The sequence below is a fragment of the Enterobacter sp. Li2LvB3 genome, from assembly GCF_056156645.1.
This window is the reverse complement of sequence record NZ_JBSICG010000015.1, coordinates 1-25,588: the sequence shown is the minus strand read 5'-3', so window position 1 is coordinate 25,588 and position 25,588 is coordinate 1. Positions and strand designations below refer to the sequence as shown.

The following is a 25,588-nucleotide window of genomic DNA, read 5'->3' as shown; positions in this document are numbered from 1 at the left end:
ATGAAAATTGTAAGGGAGGCGCTGGCCGGAACGCAGGAGTCCAGCGACCTGATGGTGAAAATCGCTCCCGCTCACGGTGAGCTGGAGATTGTCATCCACAGTGAAGTGATCAAGCAGTTTGGCGAGCAGATCCGCCAGGTCGTCGATGAGACATTACGCGCGATGAACGTGCAGCAGGGATTGATCATCGTTGAAGATAAAGGGGCGCTGGACTGTGTGATCCGCGCCCGTCTGCAAAGCGCGATTCTGCGCGCCGCAGAAGAACAGACCATCAACTGGGGGGCGCTGAAATGAGCAAACTCCGCCGCAGTATGCTGTTCCTGCCGGGGGCGAACGCCGCCATGCTCTCAACGGCGTTTATCTACCGTCCCGACTCCATCATGTTCGACCTTGAAGACGCGGTGGCGCTGCGCGAGAAAGACACCGCGCGCCTGCTGGTCTTCCACGCGTTACAGCACCCGATGTATCAGGATATCGAAACCGTGGTGCGTATTAACCCACTGAGCACGCCGTTTGGCTTGCTGGATCTGGAAGCCGCCGTGCGTGCCGGTGTGGACGTGATCCGTCTGCCGAAAACCGATACGCCTGACGATATTGCTGAACTGGAAGGCCACCTGGAGCGCATCGAGCGCGAATGCGGGCGTGAAGTGGGTTCTACCCGTGTGATGGCGGCCATTGAATCGGCTATTGGCGTCATTAATGCCGTGGCGATTGCCCGCAGCTCCCCGCGTTTAATCGGTATCGCGCTGGCGGCCTTTGACTACGTGATGGACATGCAAACCGAGCGCGGTGACGGCACCGAGCTGTTCTACGCCCGTTGTGCCGTGCTGCACGCGGCGCGCGCCGCAGGCATCGACGCCTTTGATGTGGTGTGGTCAGACGTAAACGACGAAGCCGGGTTCCTGCGTGAAGTGGAACTGATCCGCAAGATGGGCTTCAACGGCAAATCGCTGATTAACCCGCGCCAGATCGACCTGCTACACAACGCCTATGCGCCAACTCAGCAGGAAGTGGATCACGCCAGACGGGTGATTGAAGCAGCAGAAGAGGGCGAGCGTAACGGCCTGGGCGTGGTATCGCTCAACGGCAAAATGGTCGATGCCCCGATTATCAACCACGCGCAGATGGTGCTGGAACGCGCGGCGGCCTCCGGCGTGCGTCGTTAAGGATTTCAAAATGAATCAGACAGAACTTCTCCATGTGAATTTTCCCCATCTGCGGGCGTTAACACCTTTCGATACGGCCCACAGCGCGACGCCGTGGCTGAACAGCCCGGAAGAGAAGCATAATCGTAAGCTGTGCGCATCTGTTGAAGAGGCGGTGTTACGCAGCGGCCTGCAGGACGGCATGACCATTTCGTTTCACCATGCGTTTCGTGAAGGCGACCGGGTAATCAACTCCGTGGTGGCGCTGCTGGCGAAGATGGGCTTCAAAAACCTGACCCTGGCCTCCAGCTCGCTGATGACCTGCAACGATGCGCTGATTGAACATATCCAAAGCGGCGTGATCAGCCGTATTTACACCTCCGGGATGCGCGGCAAGCTGGCAGATGCCATCTCTCACGGGCTGATGGATGAGCCGGTGCAGATCCACTCCCACGGCGGGCGCGTCAAATTATTGCAGGACGGGGAGCTGAATATCGACGTTGCGTTCCTCGGCGCGCCGTGCAGCGATGAATTTGGTAACGCCAACGGCACGCACGGGAAATCGAGCTGCGGCTCGCTGGGATATGCCATGGTAGACGCCCACTTTGCCCGCAAGGTGGTGCTGCTGACCGAAGAGCTGGTGCCATTCCCTAATATGCCCGCCAGCCTGGTGCAGGATCAGGTGGACTACATCGTGCAGGTCGAGAGTGTGGGTGATCCGGCCAAAATCAGCGTTGGTGCCGCGCGTGTAACCAGCAACCCGCGCGAGTTGATGATTGCCCGCTACGCGGCAGATGTGATTGAACACTCCGGCTATTTCAAACCGGGCTTCTCCATGCAGACCGGCTCTGGCGCGGCAGCCACCGCGTGCACGCGCTTTATGGAAGAAAAGATGGAGCGCAGCGGGGTGAAAGCACGCTTTGCGCTCGGCGGCATAACCGGCAGCCTGGTTGATCTGCACGAAAAAGGGCTGATTGAAAAGCTGCTTGATACCCAGTGCTTTGACGGGCAGGCGGCGGCATCGCTGGCGCGCAACCCGAATCACGTGGAGATCTCCACCAACGTCTACGCCAACCCGGGCAGCAAAGCCGCATGTTGCGACCAGCTCGACGTCGTTATCCTTAGCGCCCTGGAAATTGACGTCGATTTTAACGTTAACGTGATCACCGGCTCCGACGGGGTAATGCGCGGGGCATCTGGCGGGCACTGCGATGTTGCCGCGGCAGCGAACCTGACGATTGTGGTAGCGCCGCTGTTGCGTAGCCGTATTCCGACGGTGGTGAAGCGTGTTACCACTCGTCTGACGCCGGGAGAGAGCATCGATGTGTTAGTCACTGACCACGGCATTGCGGTCAACCCGGCGCGCCCGGAGATCCGCGATCGTCTGCTTGAGGCCGGGCTGAAAATCGTCGATATCGATACGTTATACGAGCGGGCTATCTCGCTAACGGGCGTGCCAAAAGCGATTGAATTTACCGATAAAATTGTGGGCGTGATCCGCTACCGCGACGGCAGTGTGATCGACACCGTAAGACAGGTGAAGGAGTAATCATGACGACAGCGACACCCGTGCAGGCGGGTGTCAGCCTGGAAGCGTTGCTGGCGGCGAAAGAGCGCCGCGCAGCACGCCAGGCTGACTGGCTTGCGCACTATCAACAACCGGTGATTTCTCTCACCCTGGTCACGCCGGGTGAAATCAAAGACAGCCTGCGTTATCGCAATACGATGGGTGTGGCACTACAGATGTGCGATCAGCTGCTGTGGGAGAACCGTTGGCAGGTGCTTGACCGCCAGGTTTTATGGCTGCCGACAGGGCCAGAGGCGCTATGGTGCGTGGCCCATCAGGCGGCGGAAATGAAAGCCCACTGCGCAGAGCTGGAACAGACGCATCCACTCGGCAGGCTCTGGGATCTGGATGTGATTTGCCCCCATAACGGCCATGTTGGCCGGGTATCATTAGGCGCGAATCTGCGTCGTTGCCTGATTTGTGACGAACCCGCCCACGCCTGTTCCCGTTCGCGAAATCATCCTGTTGAACAGGTGACGGCTCGCGTGGAGAAGATGATTGATGACTGGTTTGCTCGCGACTAAACCGCGCCAGTGGGATGTGCCCGGGCTTGCGGAAGAGGCGCTCTGGCAGGAGCTGGAGCTGACGCCAAAACCGGGTCTAGTGGATAAGCTTAATAATGGTTCCCACCGCGATATGGACCATGCCCTGTTTGCCCGCAGCATTGCGGCAATTTCGCCGTGGTTTACGCGCTTTGCCGCGCTGGGCGATGCCCATGCAGATAAGCCTGTGACAGAACAGTTGCGCCTTATCCGCCCGATGGGCATAGCCTGTGAACAGGCTATGTATATGGCAACGGACGGAGTGAACACTCACAAAGGTGGGATTTTTGCCCTCGGCTTGCTCTGTTTTGCCTCCGGGAGGGTGCAAAAAGTGAGCGCAGAGAGCCTGTGCTGTGAGGTGAGTAACATCTGCCGTGGGCTGGTGACGCGTGAGCTGGCAGGGCGCAGCGGGCAGGCAACGGCGGGCGAGCGGCAGTTTCAGCAGTATGGTCTAACCGGCGCACGCGGTGAGGCGGAAAGCGGTTTTTCGACGGTACGCAACGCGCTGGCGAAGTGGAGCGGGCGTTCGCTTCATGAATTACTGTTATGCCTGATGGCGGTTAATCAGGACAGTAACCTGGTGTCGCGCGGCGGTATCGATGGGCTGCGCTACGTGCAGGGCTATGCGCGTGAACTGCTGGCGAATGGCTGGGATCATGATGCGCTGCTTAAGATGGATAACGCATTGATTGAACGGAACCTGAGCCCGGGAGGCAGTGCGGATTTGCTGTCGGTGGGATGGGTGCTTTCTGAAATAAAATAGCCGGGTGGCGCTAACGCTTACCCGGCCATCTTTCTGTGCTTTTGTAGGCCCGGTAAGGCGTAGCCGCCACCGGGCACAACACACCAAAGATCAATGCGCGATTGGCTGCGCACCGTTCGGAACGCGAACGTGTTTGTACTTGAACAGCGCGATAAACGCGAAGAACAGTACCAGCGAGTACGCGGCGAAGATGAGCCACACTGGCTGCCAGTTAGTGATGCCGTTGGTGGTGTACATCTCAACCACTTTACCGCTCACCACACCGCCCAGAATACAGCCGAAGCCGTTGGTCATCATCAGGAACATACCCTGAGCACTGGCGCGGATTTCAGGCTTCACTTCTTTTTCCACAAATACGGAACCCGAAATGTTGAAGAAGTCGAAGGCGCAGCCGTAAACAATCATCGACAGAACCAGCAGCACGGTGCCGAACGGGCTTGGGTCGCCGTAAGCGAACAGGCCGAAGCGCAACATCCAGGCAGCGATACTGATAAGCATCACGTTCTTGATGCCGTAGCGGCTCAGGAAGAACGGGATGGTCAGGATGAACAGCGTCTCAGAGATCTGAGAGATAGACATCATGACGGACGCGTGTTCAACGATAAAGCTACCGGAGAACAGCGGGTTGTTATCGAAGCTGTGCAGGAAGGTGTTGCCGAACATGTTGGTGATTTGCAGTTCCGCACCCAGCAGCATGGAGAAGATAAAGAAAATCGCCATGCGTTTGTTTTTGAACAGCGCAAATGCATCCAGGCCCAGCATGGTGCTCCAGCTCTGGTTTTTCTGCTGGTTAGATACCGGAATGTGCGGCAGCGTCAGGGTGAAGATCGCCAGCACAACAGACAGCGCAGCACCGATATAGAGCTGCATATGGCTCAGTTCGAAGCCCGCGAAGCTCACGCCCCACATCGCCATGATAAAGCCGATAGTGCCCCAGATACGGATTGGCGGGAAGTCAGTCACAATATCCATACCGTTTGATTTCAGGCGGTAGTAGGAGATGGTGTTGATAAGGCCAAGCGTTGGCATATAGGCCAGCGAGTTAAGCAGGATAATCATGAACATCGCGCCAGGCGTGGTGACTTCGGCTGCCATAAACAGCGTCCCCGCACCCACCAGATGACACAGCATGTATAACCATTTTGCGCTTAACCATTTATCCGCCACGATACCCAGCAGCGTTGGCATGAAGACAGCCGCAATACCGAGCGAGCTGTATACGGCACCGATAGACGCACCATCGAACTTGAGCGTCACAAACATATAGGAGCCGAGTGTAGTCAGCCAGCTACCCCACAGGCAGAACTGCAGAAACGACAAGATTTTAAGCTGCAGCTTAAGGTTCATGTTACTTTCCTCACAAGTGAGCGGGAGATATGTTGTTATAGAAACATTCAGGGTTGGTATTTGATGCAATTCTATCAGCAGGCAACAATTTGTTTTGTTACCTCCCGCAAAAAAATGCAATCCACATTAATTTGCAGTTTGGATTGTGATGCAAATAACATTTTCGTATGGGTTGGATCTTTTTACCCTCTCCCCTTTGGGGAGAGGGCAGGGTGAGGGGACTAACGGCGACGGTAGTTCTTCTGCGCCGTATTGACCTTATACAGATAACGACGGGATTCCGCAGACGGGTGGCGGGAGGTCAGCGTCGAATAGACATCTCCCGGCGCCATGCTGTTGATGATGTTCGCGGCCTGCACTTTGTCATTTGAGAAGACCCGCAGTACGCTGCCTGCACCTCCGTTATACGCGGTGATGACCGCATAGCGACGTGAGGTTGGGTTATCAATTCCGCCAAGATAGACATTGCTCAGCATCGCCAGATAAGCCGTGCCGGTATCAATGTTGCTTTGCGGATCGAACAGGTAGTTACGACTTGGCGTCCCCGATTTCCCCTGCGAGCGGAAAACGTCTTTCCCGGCGCTGTGCTGGACAACCTGCATCAGGCCCAACGCATCAGAACGGCTTACGGCGTAAGGGTTAAAGGAAGACTCGGTCTGCATAATCGCGAGAATCAATGACTCATCCACACCGTATTTCCGCGACGCCTGACGCACCATGCCCACGTATTTATGTGCACGTTTATCAAGGTGGTTTGGCACCAGATTGATGGTCACGCTGTAAATAATACGCAGCCCGTTAGTCCGGCTCTTCAGACGCGTTTGCAACAGGTAGTCGGCGAATTTCGTGGCGCGGCCTTCCCAGCGAATCGCCTGACCGGTCTGATCGACAACCTGACCGTACAGGAACGGTTCTTTGGAGATAGTAATGTCGTCAGCATCGGAGTAGAGGTCAATAGAGCCCGGATCGTCGCCCATCAGCAGAGTTTTGATGATGGCCTGGCGCAGGTGCGCGGCAGGTTCGGTGCCTGCGATAGTCTCGACCGTGATCGTACCGTCATCAAAATTGATGTGGCTACGGGTCTGATAAGCGTCGGTGTACTTAACGTAGTCCTTAGGGCCAGCGATAAGAACTTCGTTAAATCCCCAAATGTTTTCGATGTTATGGGCAAATTGCCCCATCAAAATGTCAAAACCGTTGGTGTCCTTTACCCAGGCTTCGTTGTAATCATCGCCTTTTTTAGACGAACAAGACACAAGCAACGGCGCAATAAGAGCTAGCGCTAAAATTTTTTTCATCATTCCGGGAGTGCGTGTTGTGTTTGCTTAGTCGTTGCTTTCGCCGGTTGGCGCTGCGCTTACCCGGCCTACGAAACCGTAGGCCCGGGTAAGCGAAGCGCCGCCGGGTACCAGCCCGCAGAATATTATTTTTCCGGTGGCGTATAGCCTTCGATGTGCACGTCTTTACCTTCGAACAGGAAGTTCACCATTTCTTGTTCCAGCAGCTTGCGGTGTTCCGGGTTCATCATGCTGAGTTTTTTCTCGTTAATCAGCATGGTTTGCTTTTTCTGCCACTGTCCCCAGGCTTCTTTGGAGATTTCGTTATAGATGCGCTTTCCTAATTCACCTGGATAGAGCTGAAAGTCTTGTCCTTCAGCGTCGCGCTGTAAAAAAGTGCAAAAAATGGTTCTGGCCATACTCATTCCTCTTTATCTAGCCGATGCTAAACCATTGCACCGGCACGTAATTGCTGTAACAGACGCTCTACGGGAGCCGCGAGCCCGACTGATGGCGGTTGCGCTAAGTTATACCAGAGAGCCGGACCTTCATCCATGCACGAGGCAAATGAGGACACGGGAAGCCACATTGGCACAATATCCAGATGGAAATGGCTGAAGGTGTGGCGAAACGCGGTCTGTTGCATGAGGTTATCGGCAGCAATCCCGCGCTGCTTAAGCCATTCCCGCAGCGATGCTTCATCTTCAAATTGTGGGAAGCAGTATAGACCACCCCACAGGCCGCTTGGCGGGCGCTGGGCGAGAAATACATCATCGCCCTGCTGCATCAGCAACATGTAGCCAGTGCGCTCTGGAAGCGTCTGTTTCGGTTTTTTGCCCGGGTACTGCGCCCAGCTTTTGTTGGCATAGGCCACGCAAATATTATTCACCGGACAGAGTTCGCACTTAGGTCGGGAACGGGTACATACCATCGCACCCAGATCCATCATCGCCTGATTAAAACGTTCCACACCTTTAGCGGGCGTGACCACTTCACTGATTTCCCACAGACGTTTCTCAACGTCTTTCTTGCCAGGCCAGCCGCCCACCGCGTAAGAACGTGCGAGCACGCGTTTGACGTTGCCGTCGAGGATTGGGAAATGTTTACCTAATGACAAAGAGAGGATCGCGCCTGCGGTTGAGCGCCCAACGCCAGGTAAATCAGCAACCTCTTCAAAGGTTTCAGGGAATTTGCCATGATGGCGAGTGGCAACCTGCTGTGCTGCTTTGTGCAGATTACGCGCACGGGCGTAATAGCCAAGCCCCGTCCACAGGTGCAGTACCTCGTCCAGCGGGGCATTCGCCAGGTCGGTCACCGTAGGGAAGCGTGCCATAAAACGCTCAAAATAAGGAATAACCGTGGCGACCTGCGTTTGTTGCAACATCACTTCGGAGAGCCATACTTTGTAAGGCGTTTTTTCAATTTGCCAGGGCAGGGTTTTACGCCCGTATTTGTCGTACCAGTCCAGCACCTGGGCTGAAAATTGAGAGGCTTGCATGGTTATCGATTCACATAATCAGGGACGCAGATTGCAGCACAGCGTCAATCTGCTGTAAACCGGATCTTTCCCATGCTTGCATAGAAGCCTTAACTTTGGATAATGCCCGTTTCACGAACATTCTCACAAGCAGACAACTCTTTTATGAAAAACGACGTCATTTCACCGGAATTTGATGAAAACGGCCGCCCACTGCGCCGTATTCGCAGCTTTGTCCGCCGTCAGGGCCGCCTGACCAAAGGGCAGCAACATGCGCTGGATAACTACTGGCCGGTGATGGGCGTTGAGTTCAGTGAACAGCCTGTTGATTTCGCCGAACTGTTTGGCCGTGAAACACCGGTTACGCTTGAGATTGGTTTTGGCATGGGTACGTCGCTTGTGACCATGGCCAAAGCGCGCCCGGAGCAGAATTTCCTCGGTATTGAAGTTCACTCGCCGGGTGTGGGTGCATGTCTGGCCACCGCCCATGAAGAGGGCGTAGAAAACCTGCGCGTGATGTGTCACGACGCGGTAGAAGTGCTGCACAAAATGATTCCTGACAATTCTTTGAACATGGTTCAGCTCTTTTTCCCTGACCCGTGGCACAAAGCACGTCATAATAAACGCCGTATCGTTCAGGCGCAGTTTGCTGAGCTTGTAAAAAGCAAACTTAAACTGGGCGGCGTCTTCCACATGGCGACCGACTGGGAACCTTATGCGGAACATATGCTGGAAGTGATGTCGTCTCTGGACGGGTATAAAAACCAGTCTGAGAGCAACGACTATGTACCGCGCCCGGATTCACGTCCGGTGACGAAATTTGAACAGCGTGGCCATCGTCTTGGTCACGGTGTATGGGACTTAATGTTCGAGAGGGTAAAATAATGGCAAAGAACCGTAGCCGTCGTCTGCGTAAAAAAATGCACATCGAGGAATTCCAGGAAGTGGGTTTCTCTATCGCATGGCGTTTCCCGGAAGGTACAAGCGTAGAGCAAATTGATCAGGACGTTGATGCCTTCATTAGCGACGTGATTGAACCCAACAAGCTGGCGTTTGACGGCAGTGGTTACCTGTCATGGGAAGGCCTGATTTGCCTGCAAGAAGTGGGTAAATGCACTGAAGAACATCAGGCAGCAGTACGTAAATGGCTTGAAGACCGCAAATTTGAAGACGTGCGTATCAGCGAACTTTTCGATATTTGGTGGGACTAAGTAAGCATCAAGGGGCCAGCATTAGCTGGCCCATTTTGTCTGAGGGAGTTTTTATGATGCGCAAAACGTTGCTGGCTGTTGCATTAATGGCAACCGGATTCACCGCCCATGCGGAGTATAAATGTGGCGTGACGCCGCGCGACGATGTGGTATTAAGCCCGCAAACCGTGCAGGTTAAAGGCGAAAACGGCAATCTGGTGATTACGCCGGATGGCAACGTAACGTTTAACGGCAAACAGTACAATCTGAGCGCCGCGCAGCGCGAGCAGGCAAAAGATTATCAGGCAGAATTGCGTACCGCACTGCCGTGGATTGATGAAGGTGCGCTGACACGCGTTGAAAAGAGCCGTGTCGCACTGGATAAAATCATCACCAAAGAGGTGGGTGAGAGCAGCAATATGCGTACTCGCCTGACCAAGCTGGACAAACAGCTAAAAGAGCAGATGAACCGCATTATTGAGCATCGTACCGATGGCCTGACGTTCCACTATAAAGCGATTGACCAGGTCCGTGCCGATGGGCAGCAACTGGTGAATCAGGCGATGGGCGGTATCTTGCAGGACAGCATCAACGAAATGGGTGCCAAAGCTGTGCTAAAAGGCGGCGGAAACCCATTGCAGGGCGTTTTAGGTAGTCTGGGCGGCCTACAGACCTCGATTCAGAACGAATGGAAGAATCAGGAAGATGATTTCCAGCAGTTCGGTAAAGACGTGTGTAAGCGCGTGGTATCGCTGGAAGACAGCCGTAAGGCGCTGGTGGGGACGCTGAAGTAAGATTTCTGCGCGCTGTGCCCCTCACCCCGGCCCTCTCCCACAGGGAGAGGGGGTAAGCGTTCCCTCTCCCTGTGGGAGAGGGTTAGGGTGAGGGCATCAGGCTCTGCAATTTTTGCAAAATAACCATCAAGACTTCTTCTTCGTTCACCATAAATTCATTATTCCAGAACCGCAAAACTTCCCAGCCGTTTGCGTTTAAGAACGCAGTTCTTCGTAAGTCATACGCCGCTTCATCCTGATGTTGCCCTCCATCCAGCTCAACGATCAGTTTCGCCTTAAAACAAGCAAAATCGACGATATACGTACCAACCGGCATCTGGCGGCGAAACTTATACCCAAAGAATCGCCGTCCTCTGAGCAAATACCAGAGGCGTAATTCTTCGGGCGTCATTTGTTTGCGGAGTTGTTTTGATTTGTCCATCCCCACACTCTGCCAGCCTTTCTCTTAGCTGGCAGAACGGGATGCAAAATCCTGAATCAGCTTTCAGATTCTTCGGCGAGGAACAGCTCCAGAAGGGAATTTAAGAACAGTTTTCCGTGTTCGGTAATCTGCCAGAAATCATCGCACTCGGTGAGATACTTCTGCGCCAGCGCTTCGTCAATCTGTGGGCGTATCACCGACTCCGGCAAGCCGGTGTACAGCGTAAACTCCGCACGTGGGGCGGCTTCCAGCAGGCGGAAGCGGTTCATAAAGAACTCGAACGGTTTATCAGCAACCTCAACATCATGACTGCGCTCCAGGTAACGCCCTTCCATAAACCCGCGCGGATGACGCGTCTTGGCGGTACGCAGAATGCGTCCGTCCGGGAAGGTCACTTTACCGTGTGCGCCGCAGCCAATACCCAGATAATCACCAAAGCGCCAGTAGTTCAGGTTGTGCTGACACTGGTAGCCTGGCTTCGCATACGCGGAGGTTTCGTACTGCTGATAGCCTGCGGCGGTCAGCAACTGATGCCCCTGCTCAAAGATGTCCCACAGCGCGTCATCATCCGGCAGTACCGGTGGGCGGGAGCCAAACAGCGTGTTCGGTTCAATGGTCAACTGATACCAGGAGAGATGCGGAGGGTTCAGCGCAATTGCCTGGCGCAAGTCGTCCAGCGCCTCTTCCAGGGACTGATCCGGCAGGCCGTGCATCAAATCGAGGTTAAAACTGCGCAGGCCAAGACCCGTCGCCAGGTTTGCCGCACGTTTTGCCTCTTCCGGGCCGTGAATACGTCCCAGACGTTTTAATTTTGGCTCGCTAAAACTCTGCACGCCGATGGAAATACGGTTCACCCCCGCGCGCTGATACTCGATAAAACGGTCAGCTTCAACGGTTCCGGGGTTGGCTTCCATCGTAATTTCAGCATCCGCCGCCAGATTGAGGCGCGCTCTCACGCCATCCAGCAGCGTTTGCATTGCCGGGCCTGACAGCAGGCTCGGCGTACCGCCACCAATAAAAATGGTCTTAACTTCACGTCCCTGTGCGTAAGGTACATCGGCATCCAGGTCAGCCAGCAGATGCGCAACGTAGTCATCGTGCGGCACTTCGCCTTTCAGCGCGTGCGAGTTGAAATCGCAGTACGGGCATTTCTGTACGCACCACGGGATATGAATATAAAGACTCAGAGGTGGCAAATTAGCCATTACGTAATGCTTCCAGTAACAGTTTCAGTGCGCGTCCACGGTGGGAAATCGCGCTTTTCTCTTCGCGGGTCAGTTCCGCAGCGGTTTTGCCCTCAGTCGGGACAAAGAAAATCGGATCATAGCCAAAACCGCCGTTGCCTGCCGCTTCACGGGTAATCACGCCCGGCCAACTGCCGTGGCAGACAACGGGTGTTGGGTCTTCTGCATGACGCAGATAGACCAGCACGCAGTGGAACTGCGCCTGACGCTTTTCGTCAGGAACATCTTGCAGCGCAACAAGCAGTTTTTCCAGATTCTGCTGGTCAGTAGCATCAACGCCTGAATAACGCGCGGAATAGATGCCTGGCGCACCACCCAGATAATCAACAGCCAGACCAGAGTCATCGGCAATCGCGGGCAGGCCAGTAACCTGTGCCGCGTGGCGCGCCTTCAGGATCGCGTTTTCAATAAACGTCAGGCCCGTCTCTTCGGCGGACTCTACGCCCAGTTCAGTCTGTGCGACGACATCCAGACCAAAATCATTCAACAGCGAGGCCAGCTCGCGCACCTTACCGGCGTTACCGGTAGCGAGAACAACTTTCTGCATCGTTTATTCCTGTTCTTTCAGAGCCGCGACTTCCGTCGGGATGGATTTCGGGTCGAGGATTTTTACCTGTTTATGACGCCCAAGTTCACCCTTTTCAATGATGACCTGACTTTTGGCGACGCGAAACTGTTTAGCCAGATATTTGGTCAGATGCGCATTCGCCTGGCCATCAACGGGTGGGGCGGTGATGGCGACTTTTAATTCGTCGCCATGCAGTCCAACAATACTATCGCGGCTGGCTTTAGGTTGAATATACAACCGTAAAACCAGCCCATCGGCGCAGGTGCTTACTGCACTCATAACGCCATCCACAGCCCCGGCAGCAGCATGTTGCCCGTAGCCTGTAGCAGCTCGGTGATGCCCATGTTGATGACGTACAACAACAACACCAGAATCATCGGTGAAAAGTCGATGCCGCCCATCGAAGGCAACAGACTGCGGATTGGGCGCAGCAGCGGCTCGGCAAGCTGAATCAGGGCATATTCCACCGGACTACGGCCCTGGCTTACCCAGCTCATGATTGCCATCACCAAGAGCACCCAGAAAATCAACAACCCGATGGTTTTGACCAGAATCAGAACGGCGGCGATCCAGATAATTGGCTGGAACGTCACCACCATAAACAGCACGATGGCCTTAATGACGCTGAGTACAAAAGCGACCAGTAAAGAGGCGCTGTCAATTGGCCCCATGGCCGGGATCACACGGCGCAGTGGCCCCACCACAGGTTGCGTGATTTTCACAACAAACTGCGAGAAGGGATTGTAAAAATCACAACGCGCCCACTGCATCCAGACGCGCAGTAATAGCGCCATCGTATACAGTTCAATCACCGTTGAGAGCAGGAAAGTCAACGTCTTCATGGCGTTCCTCAGGTTTCCTTATTTTTGGGGGTAATCGCGCGCACCGAAAATAGCTGTGCCAATGCGCACCATAGTGCTGCCTGCCGCAATTGCGGCTTCCATATCGTCCGACATGCCCAGAGAAAGCGTGTCGACCGTAGAGTAGCGCGCTTTAAGCGCCTCAAATGCTACAGCCATTTGCTGTGCCACGGCAAACTGCCTTTCGTAACTTGACTCAGGCGCCGGGATGGCCATCAATCCGCGCAGGGTTAACCCCGGAAGCGCGGCCACCTCTGCCGCCAGCGTATCCAGCTCGTTTAGCGCGATGCCCGATTTGCTGTTTTCGTCACTGATATTGATTTGAATCAGCACGTTAAGTGGTGCGAGTCCGGCCGGACGTTGCTCGCTGAGACGGGTCGCAATACGCAGACGGTCAAGGGTATGACACCAGTCAAAGTGCTCTGCGACCAGACGGCTTTTGTTCGACTGCAACGGGCCAATAAAGTGCCATTGCAGGTCGCTATTTCCCCGTTCCTGGAAATAACGAATTTTGTCCACGCCCTCCTGCACGTAGTTTTCACCAAACGCACGATGGCCAGCGGCAATCGCTTCTGCGATGGCGCTCGCAGGCTTAGTTTTGCTCACTGCAAGTAACGTAACTTCTTCTGGAGCACGGCCGCAACGCGTTGCTGCGGCTGAGATTTTGTCCCGGACCTGTGCCAGGTTATGCGCAATGTCGTTCATTTTCCGAGGAGAGTCGTGTGGTAATGGAAGAAATTGTGGCCCTTAGTGTAAAGCATAATGTGTCGGATCTACACCTGTGTAGTGATTCACCGCCACGCTGGCGCAGGGCAGGTACGCTTGAACCTGCGCCATTCCCGCCGCCCGATATTACGCAGCTATTAAAAACGTGGCTTAACGACGAACAGCAGGGAACCTGGTGGGCAAATGGGCAGGTGGATTTTGCGGTGACGCTCACCAGCCAGCAGCGTTTACGCGGCAGTGCATTCCGCCACATTAACGGGGCCTCACTCACGCTCAGACTCTTGCCGGCGAGCTGCCCACAGCTTTCGGCGCTGGGTGCGCCGCGTGTGCTCCCGGTACTGCTGGACAACGACAGTGGTTTGATTCTGGTGACAGGGGCAACCGGAAGTGGCAAATCCACCACGCTTGCGGCAATGGTGGATCATCTTAATCGCCACTGCGATAAACACATTCTGACGCTGGAAGACCCGGTTGAGTTTATTTATCAAAGCGATCGCTGTCTTATCCATCAACGGGAAATAGGCCAACACTGTCCTTCATTTGCAGAGGCGCTTCGCGCCGCATTACGTGAAGATCCTGATGTGATTTTGTTGGGGGAGCTTCGCGACAGCGAAACGATCAGGCTGGCCCTTACGGCAGCGGAAACCGGCCATCTGGTGCTGGCAACACTGCATACGCGTGGTGCTGCGCAGGCAATAGAGCGCCTGGTCGATACCTTTCCGGCACAGGAAAAAGATCCGGTGCGCAATCAACTGGCGGGTAGTCTTCGCGCGGTACTGGCGCAAAAGCTCTTTCGGGATGTTCAGGGAGGGCGCGTGGCACTGTACGAACTGCTGGTGAATACTTCAGCGTCGGCAAACCTTATCCGTGAGGGCAAAACCTGGCAATTGCCTGGTATTATCCAGACCGGGCAACAGGCGGGGATGCAGAATTTTGACCAAAGCTTTGCCGAACGCAGAGCGCAAGGGCGGCTTCACGAAAGGTCGGCGGTTGCGCCGGGTTGACCTTGTATCCTTGCGTGCGAGCGGTAGAATCGAGTCTCTATCTTTTGAGCAAACGAAACCATGTCATCACAACCAAATCAAAGCCTGATTGACGGTATACGCTGTCTGCAATACCTGGTGTCCAGCGATCGTGCGATTGGGTGTCGCGAGCTGGCGCGTCTGATGGGAATTAACACCACTCGCGCTAACCGCCTGCTGATGACAATGGCCTCGATTGGCCTGACGATGCAGGACGAACACCGCCGCTATCTGCCGGGGCCAGGTATCCATGCCCTTGCGGCGCAGTCCATTCGTGGTTCAGCGCTTTTTTCCCGCGCGTTGCCAATACTGGAGCGTTACGCTCCGCGCGATATTGTCGTCGCGCTCGGGGTGCTGTGGGAGGATCAGATTATCTACATCTGGCACTCGGTGCCAGGCAGCCAAACGACACAGGCGCTGGCCGGTTATCGGATGCTCCCGGCCTGGCAGTCCGTCATTGGCATGGCATTACTGGCAGAAGAGAGCGACGAACAGCTGAAATTACGCTTCACCGACGAGCAGTGGCGCAACCTGGCGCCCCACGTTGAGCTGCAGCGTAAAACCGGACACGTTATCTGGCATCACGATGATGGGGAAGTATCGATGGCTATTCCGGTTGGTGTTCATCATGCTGCGCTGGCATTTGCCGGAATGTGGAATGTCGGGAATGATGTGGTGGAAGCGCGCCTTCAGGCGCTACAGGAACTCAACGCTAAACTGCTGGAAATGCCCGATTTTACGGGCAATTCAGAAGAGGCTCAGTAACCCTGCTCGAAATAGCTTTCGAGGATCACCACAGCAGAAGCAGAGTCCACGCTACCCTTGTTGAGCGCCCTGAAACCGCCATGCTCGAACAGGCCAGCACGGGCTTCGACAGTGCTAAGGCGCTCGTCGTGCAGCTTCACTGAGACACCAAAGCGGCCATGGATTTTGTTGGCGAACTTACGCGCACGCGCGGTGAGCGGTTGTTCGGTGCCATCCATATTCAGCGGTAGCCCAACGATAACGTCATCCGGTTGCCACTCTTTTAGCAGGCGTTCGATAAGCGTCCAGTCTGGCGTGCCATCGTTCGCTTTTAACGCCGTCAGTGGGCGCGCCGTGCCGGTAATACGCTGGCCGACGGCAACGCCAATACTTCGGGTGCCAAAATCAAAAGCTAAAAGCGTCCCGCTCATTATGCGTGCCCCGCTACGCCCGGCATGGTCAGAATATCAATGCCAATGAGTTTAGCTGCATCGCGCCAGCGATCGGCAATAGGGGTCTTAAACAGGATGTTCAGATCCGCAGGCGCAGTCAGCCATGCGTTATCCAGGATCTCCTGCTCAAGCTGGCCTTTTTCCCAGGACGCATAGCCCAGCGCAACCAGCACTTCTGAAGGCTGTTCGGCGGTGCCCAGCGTTTCAAGCACGTCGCGCGAAGTCGTGATCACGGTGTTATCCGAGATACGAATGCTGGAAGAGAAACCCGGCGGCGTATGCAGGATAAAACCGCGATCTTCAGCAAGCGGCCCACCTAACATCACCGGTTTATCAAGACGAATTTCAGGCAGACGTTCTTCAGTGGTGATTTTTAGCTTTTCCAGAATGCCTTCAATTTGCAGGTTTTCCAGAGGCTTATTAATGATGATACCCATCGCACCGTCTTCATTGTATTCACAGATATAAACGACGGAACGGCGGAAAATGGGATCCTGGAGAGCAGGCATGGCAATAAGAAAGTGATGCTGTAAATTCATTGTCAGAGGTTCTGTTTCCTGGTTTAAAAAGCGACAGCGCCCAGTATGGGGACAAACTCAGGCGCTGTCACAGGTTATTTCTGTAAACGTTTTTCAATAGCGTCCATCAGCATTCCGGTGATCGAGATTGGGAATTCGGCCTCGATTTCACGAATGCAGGTTGGGCTGGTGACGTTCACTTCGGTCAGGCGGTCGCCGATGATATCCAGGCCAACGAAGATCAGGCCTTTGGCTTTAAGCGTTGGGCCAACGCGGCGGGCAATTTCCCAGTCGCTTTCGGTCAACGGACGCGGTTCGCCACGGCCACCTGCCGCCAGGTTACCACGGGTTTCGCCGCCCTGCGGGATACGCGCCAGGCAGTAAGGAACCGGTTCGCCATCCACCACCAGAACGCGCTTGTCGCCATCGACGATGGCAGGCAGATAGTTTTGCGCCATGCAGTAACGGGTACCCAGTTCGGTCAGCGTTTCGGCAATCACGCCAATGTTCGGGTCGCTCTCTTTCACGCGGAAAATCGATGCGCCGCCCATACCGTCCAGCGGTTTCATGATGATATCGCCGTGCTTCTGCCAGAAGGCTTTCAGCTGTGCTTTATTGCGGGTTACCAGCGTTTCCGGCGTCAGATCTGAGAACCAGGCGGTGTAGAGCTTCTCGTTACAGTCGCGCAGGCTCTGCGGTTTATTCACGATCAGCGTGCCTTTTTCTTCTGCGCGCTCAAGGATATAGGTGCAGTAGATAAATTCGGTGTCGAACGGCGGATCTTTACGCATCAGGATCACATCGAGATCGGCAAGCTGGATATCCTGCTCGGTGCCGAATTCGTACCATTTATCGTAGTTCTGCTCGACGTTAACAATACGGGTGCGTGCGCGGGCTTCACCGTTGATCAGGTAGAGATCGTTCATCTCCATGTAGTGGAGTTCATAGCCGCGACGCTGCGCTTCCAGCAGCATAGCGAAGCTGGAATCTTTCTTGATGTTAATGTTTGCGATGGGATCCATCACGATGCCGAGCTTGATCATGTTCCTCTCCAATAATGCTTCAACCCAGATCGCCAAACCGCACTTGCAGCGCGGTAATGGCAGTGAGTGCCGTTGTCTCAGTGCGCAGAACGCGAGGTCCCAACAGAATATCAGTAAACTCGTAACGCGCCGTCATAGCAATTTCGTCAGCAGACAGGCCGCCTTCCGGGCCAATCAACAGGCGAACACGTTCAACGGGCAGCGGCAACGTATTAATACTGGCGCTGGCGCGCGGGTGGAGGTTGAGCTTAAGCCCGCTGTCCTGTTCGGCACACCAGTTTTCCAGATCCATCGCCGGGCGGATCTCCGGGATGCGGTTGCGGCCACTCTGTTCACAGGCAGCAATGGCGATTTTCTGCCACTGCTGGATCTTTTTGTTCAGACGTTCCGCATCCAGTTTAACGCCACAGCGCTCAGAAAAAAGTGGCGTAATGAGGCTTACACCCAGTTCGATCGATTTCTGGATGGTGAATTCCATCTTTTCGCCGCGCGACATCACCTGGCCTAAATGAATATGCAGCGGCGATTCACGGTCATCCACTTCGCCACGCAGCACATTTACATACACGCTTTTCTTATCAGCACGGGTGATTTCAGCGTCGAAAACCTGATTTGAGCCGTCGAAAAGCTGGACAGCCTGGCCTGCGCCCATGCGCAGCACGCGGCCAACATGGTTGGCGGCTTCGTCGGACAGGGCGATTTCGCGGCCTGCGGTAATCAGTTCAGGGTGGTAAATGCGAGGGATGCGCATAGTCAGAAATTCCGTGTGTCATGCAATGTAAGCGAATTGCCGCTAGTGTAGGTTAGCTCTTTTGCGCCTGGCAAGCTCGCTGGACATAAGGGTTATGATTCCCCTGCGCTTTGGCGATGCGTTCGTCGCGCTGGCACTCCCAGTCGGTGACCGGATATTGCTTATCCCAGGCATTAAACAGCTGTGTCTGCTGGCGGGAGAGGGTGAGGTCGTAACGGTCACGCATATAGAAGTAGGTGCGGGCGATACTGCCGCGCGCTCGAGCCGGCGGCTCAGCCACTTTCTCTTTAAAATCTACCTTCATGGCGCACTGCCCGTACTGACCTTCGCCGCCATTCCACTGGCCGTACATAAAGTTGCCGCGATCGCCGTTCACTTCGCCCACCGCCGGTTGCAGGTTATGCATATCGCTTTCCATCTGGCGGTAGACCGGGTCTTTGGCGCAGTTTTTTCGCCCGCCGTCCTGCCAGCACTGGCGCTGGTGGCCAAACTGCCATGCCGGAACAACGTGTTCCCATTCGATTCGGTTGGCGCGGTTTTCATTTTTACGCACTTTATAGCCGCAGGATTCGAGATCAACGATCCCTTTTTTGCCCTGCCAGTTAATCTTACAGCCACAGTAGAAATCACCTGGAACGTCGGCGTTAACTTTTACACCTGCGTTTTTAGCCTGAGAGAAACTGTTAATACCGTCGGCCAGCGTATAGCCTGAGAATGCCGTCGCCAGAAAAGCGACCGCGAGAGAAATATTACGGGACATCGTTAACTCCGTGTCAAAACGAGCCCGCAACGTAACGAATGTTGTTCCTGTATGCAATCAGTCAGATCAGGAAAGTTCCTGATTGTTCAATTGATTATTCTGCAACCAGCGGCTCGCCGCATTTGACGCAGCGATAGGTGGCTTCACCGCGTACCACACGATTATGACGGCGCACGGTCAGTTGATGCTGCTGGCACTGGCAGCGGTAGGGGAAGGTATTGCGGCGAACCGACTCCAGCTCGAACTGATGAGTTCTGCGTGCCGGAATGCCAAGCACCGCTTCCATCATCCATTTCCACTCTTTACCGTGCGGCGCAACGCGCCCAAAGTGTTTCCATACCAGCAGATGGGCCAGCTCGTGCGGAACCACTTCATCGATAAACGCCTGCTGGTTTTCCATCATCAGCACCGGGTTAAGACGGATTTCGTACGACTCCAGCCAGGCCGTGCCGGCAGAGGTTCCACGCTGCTGATAGACGAGTTTAGGTTCTGGGTAATTGCGATCGAGCTTCTGGTTTGCCTGGGCGAGTTTTTCCCGCAGGCTGCGCATTACGGCCTGCTGAATAGCGATGGGAAGACGGGGCGTTTTCATAGGGGCAGAGCATAGAGCTTGCGAAAGGGAGGTGCAAGAGGCACCTCCCGCAGGCAGGTTAGTCGTGCGCGCCAATCTCGCGCAGAGGACGGCCTTTCATCAGATTACGTTCAATATGTTCCAGCGACACGTGTTTGGTTTCTGGAACCAGCCACACGGTCAGCACAATAAAGAACAGGTTCAGAGCAGAGTAAACCCAGAAGGTGTTGGCATTACCCAGGCTATTAAGCATGGTCAGGAAGGTTGCGCCGACAATCATGTTGGCGATCCAGTTGGTTGCGGTAGAGCAGGTGATACCAAAATCACGCCCTTTCAGCGGCTGGATCTCAGAGCACAGGACCCAAATCAGCGGGCCGGCGCTCATCGCAAAACCTACAATGAACATCAGCAGCATGGCCACGGCAAAGTACTGTGCAGAAGGTGAGTGAATGCCCACATGCATCATGGTACCGAGGACGCCCATCCCCACCGCCATCACCAGGAAGCCCAGCGTCAACGTTGGTTTGCGTCCCCAACGGTCAACCAGACCAATGGCGATAAAGGTGGCCAGCACGTTGGTCAGGCCCACGATCACGGTGCCCCACATCTGTTCGGTGGTATTGGTGTAACCCGCCAGCTCAAAAATTTTTGGCGCGTAGTACATGATGACGTTCATCCCGGTGAACTGCTGCATCACCTGGAGGAGTACGCCCAGGAATACGGCGCGGCGGAAGTTGCTGTTTTCTTTGAACAGTGCCCAGCCGGACTGTTTCACCTTCAGGCTTTCGCGGATCTCTTCCAGCTCTTTTTTCGCTTCTGCGCTGGTATCGCGCAGGCGCAATAACACGCGCTCAGCATCCACGAAGCGGCGTTTTGCGGCAAACCAGCGCGGGCTGTCCGGCAGGAAGAACACACCAATCAGCAGCAGGATCGCAGGGATAATAATGACGCCGAGCATCCAGCGCCAGGCGCCGCTGTAGCTGAACGCGGTATCGGAAAGATAGGCTCCCAGAATACCGATGGTGATCATCAGCTGATACATCGAAATCATGCTGCCACGGATTTTCTCTGGTGCGATTTCTGACAGGTAAAGCGGGGCGGTATAAGAGGCCACACCAACCGCCAGACCGAGCAGTACACGGGATAGTAGCAGCACTTCTACGTTTGGTGCCGCCGCAGAGAACAGTGAACCGGCTACGAACAGAATAGCGCCGATCATCAGGCTTTTTTTACGGCCCAGTTTGAAGGAGAGCCAGCCGCTGCCGACTGCACCCACCGCTGCACCGAACATCATGGAGCTCACTACCCATTCCTGAGTGTGGGCGGTTATCTGGAACTCATCGGTGATGAAGGGTAGCGCACCGGCAATCACGCCGATATCCAGGCCAAAGAGTAATCCTGCCAGGGCGGCGAGGAAGCAGACGAAGAAAGTCATCGCCTTGTTGGACGTACGCCCCTGTTTTTTATTGTCAGGCATTATGCCCTCCAGTTGGGTTATCAGTTTTATCGATGTAAAGGGTAGGTTAGTAAGGGGTAAAAATATGTGATGCAAATCACATTGGTGTAATCGGTTACACTGATGTGTGATCGTAAATTCCATTAACTTATTGAAAATAGAGATATAAATTAAGTGATACGCATCGGGTTTGTTTGAATTTCAGACTTAACTGAAATGAAATGTAACGCCAGAAGAAAGGCGATCATGCAAAGAGATTATTCTGAAAGAAAAGCAATACGTGGGTTGTGTAAGCGGTTTCATATGATGTGCTTTGCTGCAGCCACCCGACTTTAAAATGTAAAAAGGCCAGCCCGGAGGCTGGCCTTTCAAAGCAACGGTCAGTCGGTTATTTCAGGCCGGCAGCTTCACGCAGCTGAGCGGCTTTGTCGGTTTTTTCCCATGGGAAATGTTCACGACCAAAGTGACCGTACGCAGCGGTTTCTTTGTAGATTGGGTGCAGCAGATCCAGCATCTGAATCAGGCCGTATGGACGCAGGTCGAAGAACTCGCGCACCAGCAGGGTTAGCTGTTCAGAAGGCACTTTCTCAGTACCGAAGGTTTCAACCATGATGGAGGTTGGTTCAGCCACGCCGATAGCGTAGGAAACCTGAATCTCACAACGGTCAGCCAGGCCCGCAGCAACGATGTTTTTCGCAACATAACGTGCAGCGTACGCAGCAGAACGGTCAACTTTAGACGGATCTTTACCAGAGAATGCACCGCCGCCGTGACGCGCCATGCCGCCGTAGGTATCAACGATGATTTTACGACCGGTCAGACCGCAGTCACCCATTGGGCCACCGATAACAAATCGTCCGGTTGGGTTGATGAAGAATTTGGTCGACGCGCTCAGCCACTCGGAAGGCAGTACCGGCTTGATGATCTCTTCCATCACTGCTTCTTGCAGAGATTTCTGATCAATATCTTCGGCGTGCTGAGTGGACAGAACTACGGCATCGATACCGACGATTTTGCCGTCGTCATACTGGAAGGTTACCTGGCTTTTCGCATCCGGGCGCAGCCACGGCAGGGTACCGTTTTTACGCACTTCAGCCTGACGCTGCACCAGACGGTGTGCGTAGGTCACAGGTGCTGGCATCAGCACGTCAGTTTCGTTGGTTGCATAACCGAACATCAGACCCTGGTCGCCCGCGCCCTGTTCCAGCGGATCGGCACGGTCAACACCCTGGTTGATGTCCGGAGACTGTTTGCCGATTGCGCTCAGTACTGCACAAGAATTGGCATCAAAGCCCATATCAGAATGTACATAACCGATTTCACGCACCGTGTTACGGGTGATCTCTTCGATATCAACCCATGCGCTGGTGGTGATCTCACCGCCAACCAGAACCATGCCGGTTTTGACATAGGTTTCACACGCTACGCGCGCTTTAGGATCCTGCTCCAGGATCGCATCCAGCACCGCATCGGAGATTTGGTCAGCAATTTTATCAGGATGTCCTTCTGATACGGACTCGGACGTAAACAGGTGTTTTGCCATGTTTTATTTCACCTAAGAGGAATTTGGTTAGCTCAAGCTGCTGTGTGGAATAGCCAAAGGAGATAATTCTACCAAGGCCTGCAGGATTTTGACACTGGCAGTCTGAGTGTTAATCAGTATGGATGGATTAACATCTGGACGTCTATTTTAGGTCACTTCTTCACCCGATTTCCAGTTTTTTTTGACTAAGCTCTCACTGCGTTGAAATCGAAGCTGGAAATATTTCCTGACGGCGATGGCAACACGCATATTTTTGTTTTGCTTTTTAGCCACCTTCTCGGTATAAAACGCGGCGCGCGGCTCATGCAAAAAAAGCGCTCGATGAACTCATCGTGTCGCCACTTCCAGCCGGGTTAAGCAGTGAACTTTTAGCTTTGGCTTGTGGTCCGTTTCAACAGGAGCGGCCGTGGAGGTGATACGAGATAATGAACCATCGTTTTCCGCTAATTCAGCGCAGCCGTTCTGGCGCGCATTTGATTCCCGCAACCCGCATTTCTAGTCTGCAAACCTGCCGATGTTATACCCATCTCGGCGCTTCTCAGGATTCCAGGGCCGGTCACGCTTTGTGAAAACTGAACAAGGGCGCTCTTGTTAATACAAGAGTTTTCTCGTGGTTTCGCCGAACCTTGTCATACAGAGTTCGGATACGTGTTTTACAATGATATGAATAAGAAACCGGTCGCACGGTCAGGATTTCAGCATACTATGCTGGAAAACGGAGCCGTTTATGGGTTGTTATCGCCGTATAACGCTGCGATAGTAGTCAACTGTTTTACACTTATTACAAAGAGTTGAGGTTCGCTATGTCTGACGACATGTCTTCTTTTTCGCCTTCGTCAGCGGGCGAACAGGGTGTACTACGTTCTATGCAGGAGGTTGCGATGAGCTCCGAGGAAGCCAGCAAGATGCTGCGCACTTACAATATTGCCTGGTGGGGCAATAACTACTACGATGTCAACGAACTGGGCCACATCAGCGTTTGCCCGGATCCCGACGTCCCTGAAGCGCGCGTGGATCTCGCCAAGCTGGTCAAAGCCCGCGAAGCACAGGGCCAGCGTTTGCCTGCACTGTTCTGCTTCCCGCAGATCCTGCAACATCGTCTGCGTTCTATTAACGCCGCGTTCAAGCGCGCGCGTGAATCCTACGGCTACAAAGGCGACTATTTCCTGGTTTACCCGATCAAGGTGAACCAGCATCGCCGCGTCATTGAATCCTTGATCCACTCTGGCGAACCGCTGGGGCTGGAAGCCGGTTCAAAAGCGGAGCTGATGGCTGTACTGGCGCACGCGGGGATGACCCGCTCAGTGATCGTCTGTAATGGCTATAAAGACCGTGAATACATTCGTCTGGCGCTGATTGGCGAGAAGATGGGCCACAAGGTCTATCTGGTTATCGAAAAGATGTCCGAAATCGCTATCGTGCTGGAAGAAGCCGAGCGTCTGAACGTGATCCCACGCCTTGGCGTGCGTGCACGTCTGGCCTCCCAGGGGTCCGGTAAATGGCAGTCTTCCGGTGGCGAAAAATCCAAATTCGGCCTGGCGGCAAACCAGGTGCTGCAACTGGTGGAGATCCTGCGTGAGCGCGGTCGTCTGGACAGCATTCAGTTGCTGCACTTCCACCTCGGTTCGCAGATGGCCAACATTCGCGATATCGCAACAGGTGTACGTGAGTCGGCGCGTTTTTACGTTGAGCTGCATAAGCTTGGCGTGAATATTCAGTGCTTCGACGTGGGCGGCGGCCTGGGTGTGGACTATGAAGGTACGCGTTCGCAGTCTGACTGTTCCGTAAACTACGGTCTGAACGAATACGCTAACAACATCATCTGGGCGATTGGCGATGCCTGTGAAGAGAACGGCCTGCCGCACCCAACGGTGATCACCGAGTCTGGCCGTGCAGTCACCGCGCACCATACGGTGCTGGTGTCCAACATTATCGGTGTTGAACGCAGCGAAATCACCGAAGCGACGCCTCCGGCAGACGATGCCCCACGTTCCCTGCAAAGCATGTGGGAAACCTGGCAGGAGATGCACGAGCCGGGCACGCGCCGTTCACTGCGCGAATGGCTGCATGACAGCCAGATGGATCTGCACGACATTCACGTCGGCTATTCTTCAGGCACCTTTAGCTTGCAGGAGCGCGCGTGGGCAGAGCAGCTCTATCTGAACATGTGCCATGAAGTGCAGAAACAGCTCGACCCGAGCAACCGCGCGCACCGTCCGATTATCGATGAGTTGCAGGAACGTATGGCGGATAAGATTTACGTCAACTTCTCGCTGTTCCAGTCGATGCCGGATGCATGGGGTATTGATCAGCTGTTCCCGGTACTGCCGCTGGAAGGGCTGAACCACGCCCCGGAACGCCGTGCGGTGCTGCTGGATATCACCTGTGACTCAGACGGTGCCATCGATCACTATGTGGATGGTGACGGTATCGCGACCACGATGCCAATGCCGGAATACGACCCGGAGAACCCACCAATGCTGGGCTTCTTTATGGTCGGGGCGTACCAGGAGATCCTCGGTAACATGCACAACCTGTTCGGCGATACCGAAGCGGTGGACGTGTTTGTCTTCCCTGACGGCAGCGTGGAAGTTGAGCTGTCCGATGAGGGTGACACCGTGGCGGACATGCTGGAATACGTTCAGTTGGATCCGAAAAAACTGCTTATCCAGTTCCGCGATCAGGTGAAAAACACCGGTCTGGACGATGCCTTGCAGCAGCAGTTCCTGGAAGAGTTTGAAGCGGGTCTGTACGGGTACACTTACCTGGAAGACGAGTAATTCCTTCCCCCTCTCCCCTGTGGGGAG

31 protein-coding genes are annotated in these 25,588 nt (G+C 54.5%); 13 read left to right on the top strand and 18 right to left on the bottom strand.

Translation table 11 applies throughout. The annotated features are described in order from the left end of the window. From citD to citG, 5 genes are read left to right on the top strand one after another with little or no spacing between them, the layout of a single operon-like run. Nucleotides 1–294: a citrate lyase acyl carrier protein gene (citD, locus tag ACS603_RS13705; RefSeq protein ID WP_182062389.1), complete on the top strand. Its 294-nt coding sequence runs from the start codon at nucleotides 1–3 to the stop codon at nucleotides 292–294. Next, nucleotides 291–1,166 (top strand): citrate (pro-3S)-lyase subunit beta, encoded by an 876-nt coding sequence (citE, locus tag ACS603_RS13700; RefSeq protein WP_182062388.1) that lies wholly within the window; start codon nucleotides 291–293, stop codon nucleotides 1,164–1,166. The genes citD and citE overlap by 4 nt, the downstream gene beginning before the upstream one ends. Nucleotides 1,167–1,176: 10 nt before the next feature. Continuing rightward, nucleotides 1,177–2,694, top strand: a complete 1,518-nt coding sequence (gene citF, locus ACS603_RS13695; protein ID WP_474944421.1) for a citrate lyase subunit alpha — start codon at nucleotides 1,177–1,179, stop codon at nucleotides 2,692–2,694. Between the two features lie 2 nt (nucleotides 2,695–2,696). Next, nucleotides 2,697–3,236 carry a citrate lyase holo-[acyl-carrier protein] synthase gene (citX, locus tag ACS603_RS13690; protein ID WP_182062386.1) on the top strand — a complete coding sequence of 180 codons (540 nt, stop codon included), beginning with the start codon at nucleotides 2,697–2,699 and terminating at the stop codon, nucleotides 3,234–3,236. Further along, nucleotides 3,214–4,017, top strand: coding sequence for a triphosphoribosyl-dephospho-CoA synthase CitG (gene citG / locus ACS603_RS13685; RefSeq protein WP_182062385.1), 804 nt, complete (start codon nucleotides 3,214–3,216; stop codon nucleotides 4,015–4,017). Before citX ends, citG begins: the two co-directional genes overlap by 23 nt. A gap of 90 nt (nucleotides 4,018–4,107) precedes the next feature. Here citG and ACS603_RS13680 read toward each other — a convergent pair whose 3' ends face one another. The 4 genes from ACS603_RS13680 to mutY all read right to left on the bottom strand — a co-directional run bounded on the left by ACS603_RS13680 (nucleotide 4,108) and on the right by mutY (nucleotide 8,139). After that, nucleotides 4,108–5,364 carry a nucleoside permease gene (locus ACS603_RS13680; protein WP_182062384.1) on the bottom strand — a complete coding sequence of 419 codons (1,257 nt, stop codon included), beginning with the start codon at nucleotides 5,362–5,364 and terminating at the stop codon, nucleotides 4,108–4,110. Nucleotides 5,365–5,585: 221 nt separating this feature from the next. After that, entirely contained in the window at nucleotides 5,586–6,662 is a 1,077-nt protein-coding gene (gene mltC / locus ACS603_RS13675; RefSeq protein ID WP_182063463.1) for a membrane-bound lytic murein transglycosylase MltC, read from the bottom strand. 125 nt (nucleotides 6,663–6,787) lie between these two features. Further along, nucleotides 6,788–7,060: an oxidative damage protection protein gene (locus ACS603_RS13670; protein ID WP_013098674.1), complete on the bottom strand. Its 273-nt coding sequence runs from the start codon at nucleotides 7,058–7,060 to the stop codon at nucleotides 6,788–6,790. A 26-nt stretch (nucleotides 7,061–7,086) separates the two neighbouring features. Beyond that, nucleotides 7,087–8,139: an A/G-specific adenine glycosylase gene (gene mutY / locus ACS603_RS13665; protein ID WP_474944420.1), complete on the bottom strand. Its 1,053-nt coding sequence runs from the start codon at nucleotides 8,137–8,139 to the stop codon at nucleotides 7,087–7,089. 144 nt (nucleotides 8,140–8,283) lie between these two features. Here mutY and trmB point away from each other — a divergent pair, with 144 nt between their 5' ends. Genes trmB through ACS603_RS13650 form a run of 3 tightly spaced genes read left to right on the top strand, consistent with a single transcriptional unit; the run spans nucleotide 8,284 to nucleotide 10,102 of the window. After that, nucleotides 8,284–9,003, top strand: coding sequence for a tRNA (guanosine(46)-N7)-methyltransferase TrmB (gene trmB, locus ACS603_RS13660; protein WP_014071707.1), 720 nt, complete (start codon nucleotides 8,284–8,286; stop codon nucleotides 9,001–9,003). Next, complete coding sequence (locus tag ACS603_RS13655) at nucleotides 9,003–9,329, top strand: YggL family protein (RefSeq protein ID WP_182062380.1); 327 nt, start codon at nucleotides 9,003–9,005, stop codon at nucleotides 9,327–9,329. The genes trmB and ACS603_RS13655 overlap by 1 nt, the downstream gene beginning before the upstream one ends. A 53-nt stretch (nucleotides 9,330–9,382) precedes the next feature. Next, a complete protein-coding gene (locus ACS603_RS13650; protein WP_315686749.1) occupies nucleotides 9,383–10,102 on the top strand; it encodes a YggN family protein in 720 nt (239 codons plus the stop codon). Between the two features lie 82 nt (nucleotides 10,103–10,184). Here the strand turns inward: ACS603_RS13650 and ACS603_RS13645 are convergent, their stop codons facing one another. Genes ACS603_RS13645 through ACS603_RS13620 form a run of 6 tightly spaced genes read right to left on the bottom strand, consistent with a single transcriptional unit; the run spans nucleotide 10,185 to nucleotide 13,900 of the window. Next, nucleotides 10,185–10,523: an endonuclease domain-containing protein gene (locus tag ACS603_RS13645; protein WP_182062379.1), complete on the bottom strand. Its 339-nt coding sequence runs from the start codon at nucleotides 10,521–10,523 to the stop codon at nucleotides 10,185–10,187. 56 nt (nucleotides 10,524–10,579) lie between these two features. Continuing rightward, the gene (gene hemW, locus ACS603_RS13640; RefSeq protein WP_182062378.1) at nucleotides 10,580–11,728 is read right to left on the bottom strand and encodes a radical SAM family heme chaperone HemW; all 1,149 of its coding nucleotides are present in this window, start codon (nucleotides 11,726–11,728) and stop codon (nucleotides 10,580–10,582) included. After that, entirely contained in the window at nucleotides 11,721–12,314 is a 594-nt protein-coding gene (locus tag ACS603_RS13635) for an XTP/dITP diphosphatase (protein WP_182062377.1), read from the bottom strand. Before ACS603_RS13635 ends, hemW begins: the two co-directional genes overlap by 8 nt. 3 nt (nucleotides 12,315–12,317) lie before the next feature. Continuing rightward, nucleotides 12,318–12,614 (bottom strand): DUF167 family protein YggU, encoded by a 297-nt coding sequence (gene yggU, locus ACS603_RS13630; RefSeq protein ID WP_182062376.1) that lies wholly within the window; start codon nucleotides 12,612–12,614, stop codon nucleotides 12,318–12,320. Beyond that, nucleotides 12,611–13,177: a YggT family protein gene (locus ACS603_RS13625; protein WP_182062375.1), complete on the bottom strand. Its 567-nt coding sequence runs from the start codon at nucleotides 13,175–13,177 to the stop codon at nucleotides 12,611–12,613. The genes yggU and ACS603_RS13625 overlap by 4 nt, the downstream gene beginning before the upstream one ends. Before the next feature lie 18 nt (nucleotides 13,178–13,195). Next, complete coding sequence (locus tag ACS603_RS13620) at nucleotides 13,196–13,900, bottom strand: YggS family pyridoxal phosphate-dependent enzyme (RefSeq protein ID WP_182062374.1); 705 nt, start codon at nucleotides 13,898–13,900, stop codon at nucleotides 13,196–13,198. 17 nt (nucleotides 13,901–13,917) lie between these two features. Between ACS603_RS13620 and ACS603_RS13615 the strand changes: the two genes are divergently transcribed. Continuing rightward, nucleotides 13,918–14,925 carry a type IV pilus twitching motility protein PilT gene (locus ACS603_RS13615; protein WP_315686743.1) on the top strand — a complete coding sequence of 336 codons (1,008 nt, stop codon included), beginning with the start codon at nucleotides 13,918–13,920 and terminating at the stop codon, nucleotides 14,923–14,925. 60 nt (nucleotides 14,926–14,985) lie between these two features. After that, nucleotides 14,986–15,708 carry an IclR family transcriptional regulator gene (locus tag ACS603_RS13610; RefSeq protein WP_182062372.1) on the top strand — a complete coding sequence of 241 codons (723 nt, stop codon included), beginning with the start codon at nucleotides 14,986–14,988 and terminating at the stop codon, nucleotides 15,706–15,708. Here the strand turns inward: ACS603_RS13610 and ruvX are convergent. The 8 genes from ruvX to metK all read right to left on the bottom strand — a co-directional run bounded on the left by ruvX (nucleotide 15,702) and on the right by metK (nucleotide 22,781). After that, nucleotides 15,702–16,118: a Holliday junction resolvase RuvX gene (gene ruvX, locus ACS603_RS13605; RefSeq protein WP_014071696.1), complete on the bottom strand. Its 417-nt coding sequence runs from the start codon at nucleotides 16,116–16,118 to the stop codon at nucleotides 15,702–15,704. The two genes, ACS603_RS13610 and ruvX, sit on opposite strands and share 7 nt — an antisense overlap. Continuing rightward, the gene (locus tag ACS603_RS13600; protein ID WP_182062371.1) at nucleotides 16,118–16,678 is read right to left on the bottom strand and encodes a YqgE/AlgH family protein; all 561 of its coding nucleotides are present in this window, start codon (nucleotides 16,676–16,678) and stop codon (nucleotides 16,118–16,120) included. Before ACS603_RS13600 ends, ruvX begins: the two co-directional genes overlap by 1 nt. A 74-nt stretch (nucleotides 16,679–16,752) precedes the next feature. Then, on the bottom strand, nucleotides 16,753–17,700 hold the full coding sequence (gshB, locus tag ACS603_RS13595) for a glutathione synthase (RefSeq protein ID WP_182062370.1): 948 nt from the start codon (nucleotides 17,698–17,700) through the stop codon (nucleotides 16,753–16,755). A 19-nt stretch (nucleotides 17,701–17,719) separates the two neighbouring features. Further along, a complete protein-coding gene (rsmE, locus tag ACS603_RS13590; RefSeq protein WP_474944419.1) occupies nucleotides 17,720–18,451 on the bottom strand; it encodes a 16S rRNA (uracil(1498)-N(3))-methyltransferase in 732 nt (243 codons plus the stop codon). Between the two features lie 52 nt (nucleotides 18,452–18,503). Continuing rightward, a complete protein-coding gene (gene endA, locus ACS603_RS13585) occupies nucleotides 18,504–19,211 on the bottom strand; it encodes a deoxyribonuclease I (protein ID WP_474944418.1) in 708 nt (235 codons plus the stop codon). A 94-nt stretch (nucleotides 19,212–19,305) separates the two neighbouring features. Next, the gene (locus ACS603_RS13580; protein WP_182062367.1) at nucleotides 19,306–19,803 is read right to left on the bottom strand and encodes a SprT family zinc-dependent metalloprotease; all 498 of its coding nucleotides are present in this window, start codon (nucleotides 19,801–19,803) and stop codon (nucleotides 19,306–19,308) included. Between the two features lie 58 nt (nucleotides 19,804–19,861). Continuing rightward, nucleotides 19,862–21,259, bottom strand: coding sequence for a galactose/proton symporter (gene galP, locus ACS603_RS13575; protein ID WP_182062366.1), 1,398 nt, complete (start codon nucleotides 21,257–21,259; stop codon nucleotides 19,862–19,864). A 367-nt stretch (nucleotides 21,260–21,626) separates the two neighbouring features. Continuing rightward, nucleotides 21,627–22,781, bottom strand: a complete 1,155-nt coding sequence (gene metK / locus ACS603_RS13570; RefSeq protein ID WP_182062365.1) for a methionine adenosyltransferase — start codon at nucleotides 22,779–22,781, stop codon at nucleotides 21,627–21,629. Between the two features lie 425 nt (nucleotides 22,782–23,206). Between metK and ACS603_RS13565 the strand changes: the two genes are divergently transcribed. The 3 genes from ACS603_RS13565 to speA all read left to right on the top strand — a co-directional run bounded on the left by ACS603_RS13565 (nucleotide 23,207) and on the right by speA (nucleotide 25,561). Beyond that, the gene (locus tag ACS603_RS13565; protein WP_418250466.1) at nucleotides 23,207–23,350 is read left to right on the top strand and encodes a hypothetical protein; all 144 of its coding nucleotides are present in this window, start codon (nucleotides 23,207–23,209) and stop codon (nucleotides 23,348–23,350) included. 94 nt (nucleotides 23,351–23,444) lie between these two features. Further along, entirely contained in the window at nucleotides 23,445–23,576 is a 132-nt protein-coding gene (gene yqgB, locus ACS603_RS13560; protein ID WP_182062364.1) for an acid stress response protein YqgB, read from the top strand. Nucleotides 23,577–23,584: 8 nt separating this feature from the next. After that, entirely contained in the window at nucleotides 23,585–25,561 is a 1,977-nt protein-coding gene (speA, locus tag ACS603_RS13555; RefSeq protein WP_182062363.1) for a biosynthetic arginine decarboxylase, read from the top strand. Nucleotides 25,562–25,588: the final 27 nt, after the last annotated feature.

Coding starts and splice junctions, on each gene's coding strand:
- citD (WP_182062389.1), top strand. CDS start 1: ATGAAAATTGTAAGGGAGGCGCTGGCCGGAACGCAGGAGTCCAGCGAC.
- citE (WP_182062388.1), top strand. CDS start 291: ATGAGCAAACTCCGCCGCAGTATGCTGTTCCTGCCGGGGGCGAACGCC.
- citF (WP_474944421.1), top strand. CDS start 1,177: ATGAATCAGACAGAACTTCTCCATGTGAATTTTCCCCATCTGCGGGCG.
- citX (WP_182062386.1), top strand. CDS start 2,697: ATGACGACAGCGACACCCGTGCAGGCGGGTGTCAGCCTGGAAGCGTTG.
- citG (WP_182062385.1), top strand. CDS start 3,214: ATGACTGGTTTGCTCGCGACTAAACCGCGCCAGTGGGATGTGCCCGGG.
- ACS603_RS13680 (WP_182062384.1), bottom strand. CDS start 5,364: ATGAACCTTAAGCTGCAGCTTAAAATCTTGTCGTTTCTGCAGTTCTGC.
- mltC (WP_182063463.1), bottom strand. CDS start 6,662: ATGAAAAAAATTTTAGCGCTAGCTCTTATTGCGCCGTTGCTTGTGTCT.
- ACS603_RS13670 (WP_013098674.1), bottom strand. CDS start 7,060: ATGGCCAGAACCATTTTTTGCACTTTTTTACAGCGCGACGCTGAAGGA.
- mutY (WP_474944420.1), bottom strand. CDS start 8,139: ATGCAAGCCTCTCAATTTTCAGCCCAGGTGCTGGACTGGTACGACAAA.
- trmB (WP_014071707.1), top strand. CDS start 8,284: ATGAAAAACGACGTCATTTCACCGGAATTTGATGAAAACGGCCGCCCA.
- ACS603_RS13655 (WP_182062380.1), top strand. CDS start 9,003: ATGGCAAAGAACCGTAGCCGTCGTCTGCGTAAAAAAATGCACATCGAG.
- ACS603_RS13650 (WP_315686749.1), top strand. CDS start 9,383: ATGATGCGCAAAACGTTGCTGGCTGTTGCATTAATGGCAACCGGATTC.
- ACS603_RS13645 (WP_182062379.1), bottom strand. CDS start 10,523: ATGGACAAATCAAAACAACTCCGCAAACAAATGACGCCCGAAGAATTA.
- hemW (WP_182062378.1), bottom strand. CDS start 11,728: ATGGCTAATTTGCCACCTCTGAGTCTTTATATTCATATCCCGTGGTGC.
- ACS603_RS13635 (WP_182062377.1), bottom strand. CDS start 12,314: ATGCAGAAAGTTGTTCTCGCTACCGGTAACGCCGGTAAGGTGCGCGAG.
- yggU (WP_182062376.1), bottom strand. CDS start 12,614: ATGAGTGCAGTAAGCACCTGCGCCGATGGGCTGGTTTTACGGTTGTAT.
- ACS603_RS13625 (WP_182062375.1), bottom strand. CDS start 13,177: ATGAAGACGTTGACTTTCCTGCTCTCAACGGTGATTGAACTGTATACG.
- ACS603_RS13620 (WP_182062374.1), bottom strand. CDS start 13,900: ATGAACGACATTGCGCATAACCTGGCACAGGTCCGGGACAAAATCTCA.
- ACS603_RS13610 (WP_182062372.1), top strand. CDS start 14,986: ATGTCATCACAACCAAATCAAAGCCTGATTGACGGTATACGCTGTCTG.
- ruvX (WP_014071696.1), bottom strand. CDS start 16,118: ATGAGCGGGACGCTTTTAGCTTTTGATTTTGGCACCCGAAGTATTGGC.
- ACS603_RS13600 (WP_182062371.1), bottom strand. CDS start 16,678: ATGAATTTACAGCATCACTTTCTTATTGCCATGCCTGCTCTCCAGGAT.
- gshB (WP_182062370.1), bottom strand. CDS start 17,700: ATGATCAAGCTCGGCATCGTGATGGATCCCATCGCAAACATTAACATC.
- rsmE (WP_474944419.1), bottom strand. CDS start 18,451: ATGCGCATCCCTCGCATTTACCACCCTGAACTGATTACCGCAGGCCGC.
- endA (WP_474944418.1), bottom strand. CDS start 19,211: ATGTCCCGTAATATTTCTCTCGCGGTCGCTTTTCTGGCGACGGCATTC.
- ACS603_RS13580 (WP_182062367.1), bottom strand. CDS start 19,803: ATGAAAACGCCCCGTCTTCCCATCGCTATTCAGCAGGCCGTAATGCGC.
- galP (WP_182062366.1), bottom strand. CDS start 21,259: ATGCCTGACAATAAAAAACAGGGGCGTACGTCCAACAAGGCGATGACT.
- metK (WP_182062365.1), bottom strand. CDS start 22,781: ATGGCAAAACACCTGTTTACGTCCGAGTCCGTATCAGAAGGACATCCT.
- ACS603_RS13565 (WP_418250466.1), top strand. CDS start 23,207: ATGAACCATCGTTTTCCGCTAATTCAGCGCAGCCGTTCTGGCGCGCAT.
- yqgB (WP_182062364.1), top strand. CDS start 23,445: ATGAATAAGAAACCGGTCGCACGGTCAGGATTTCAGCATACTATGCTG.
- speA (WP_182062363.1), top strand. CDS start 23,585: ATGTCTGACGACATGTCTTCTTTTTCGCCTTCGTCAGCGGGCGAACAG.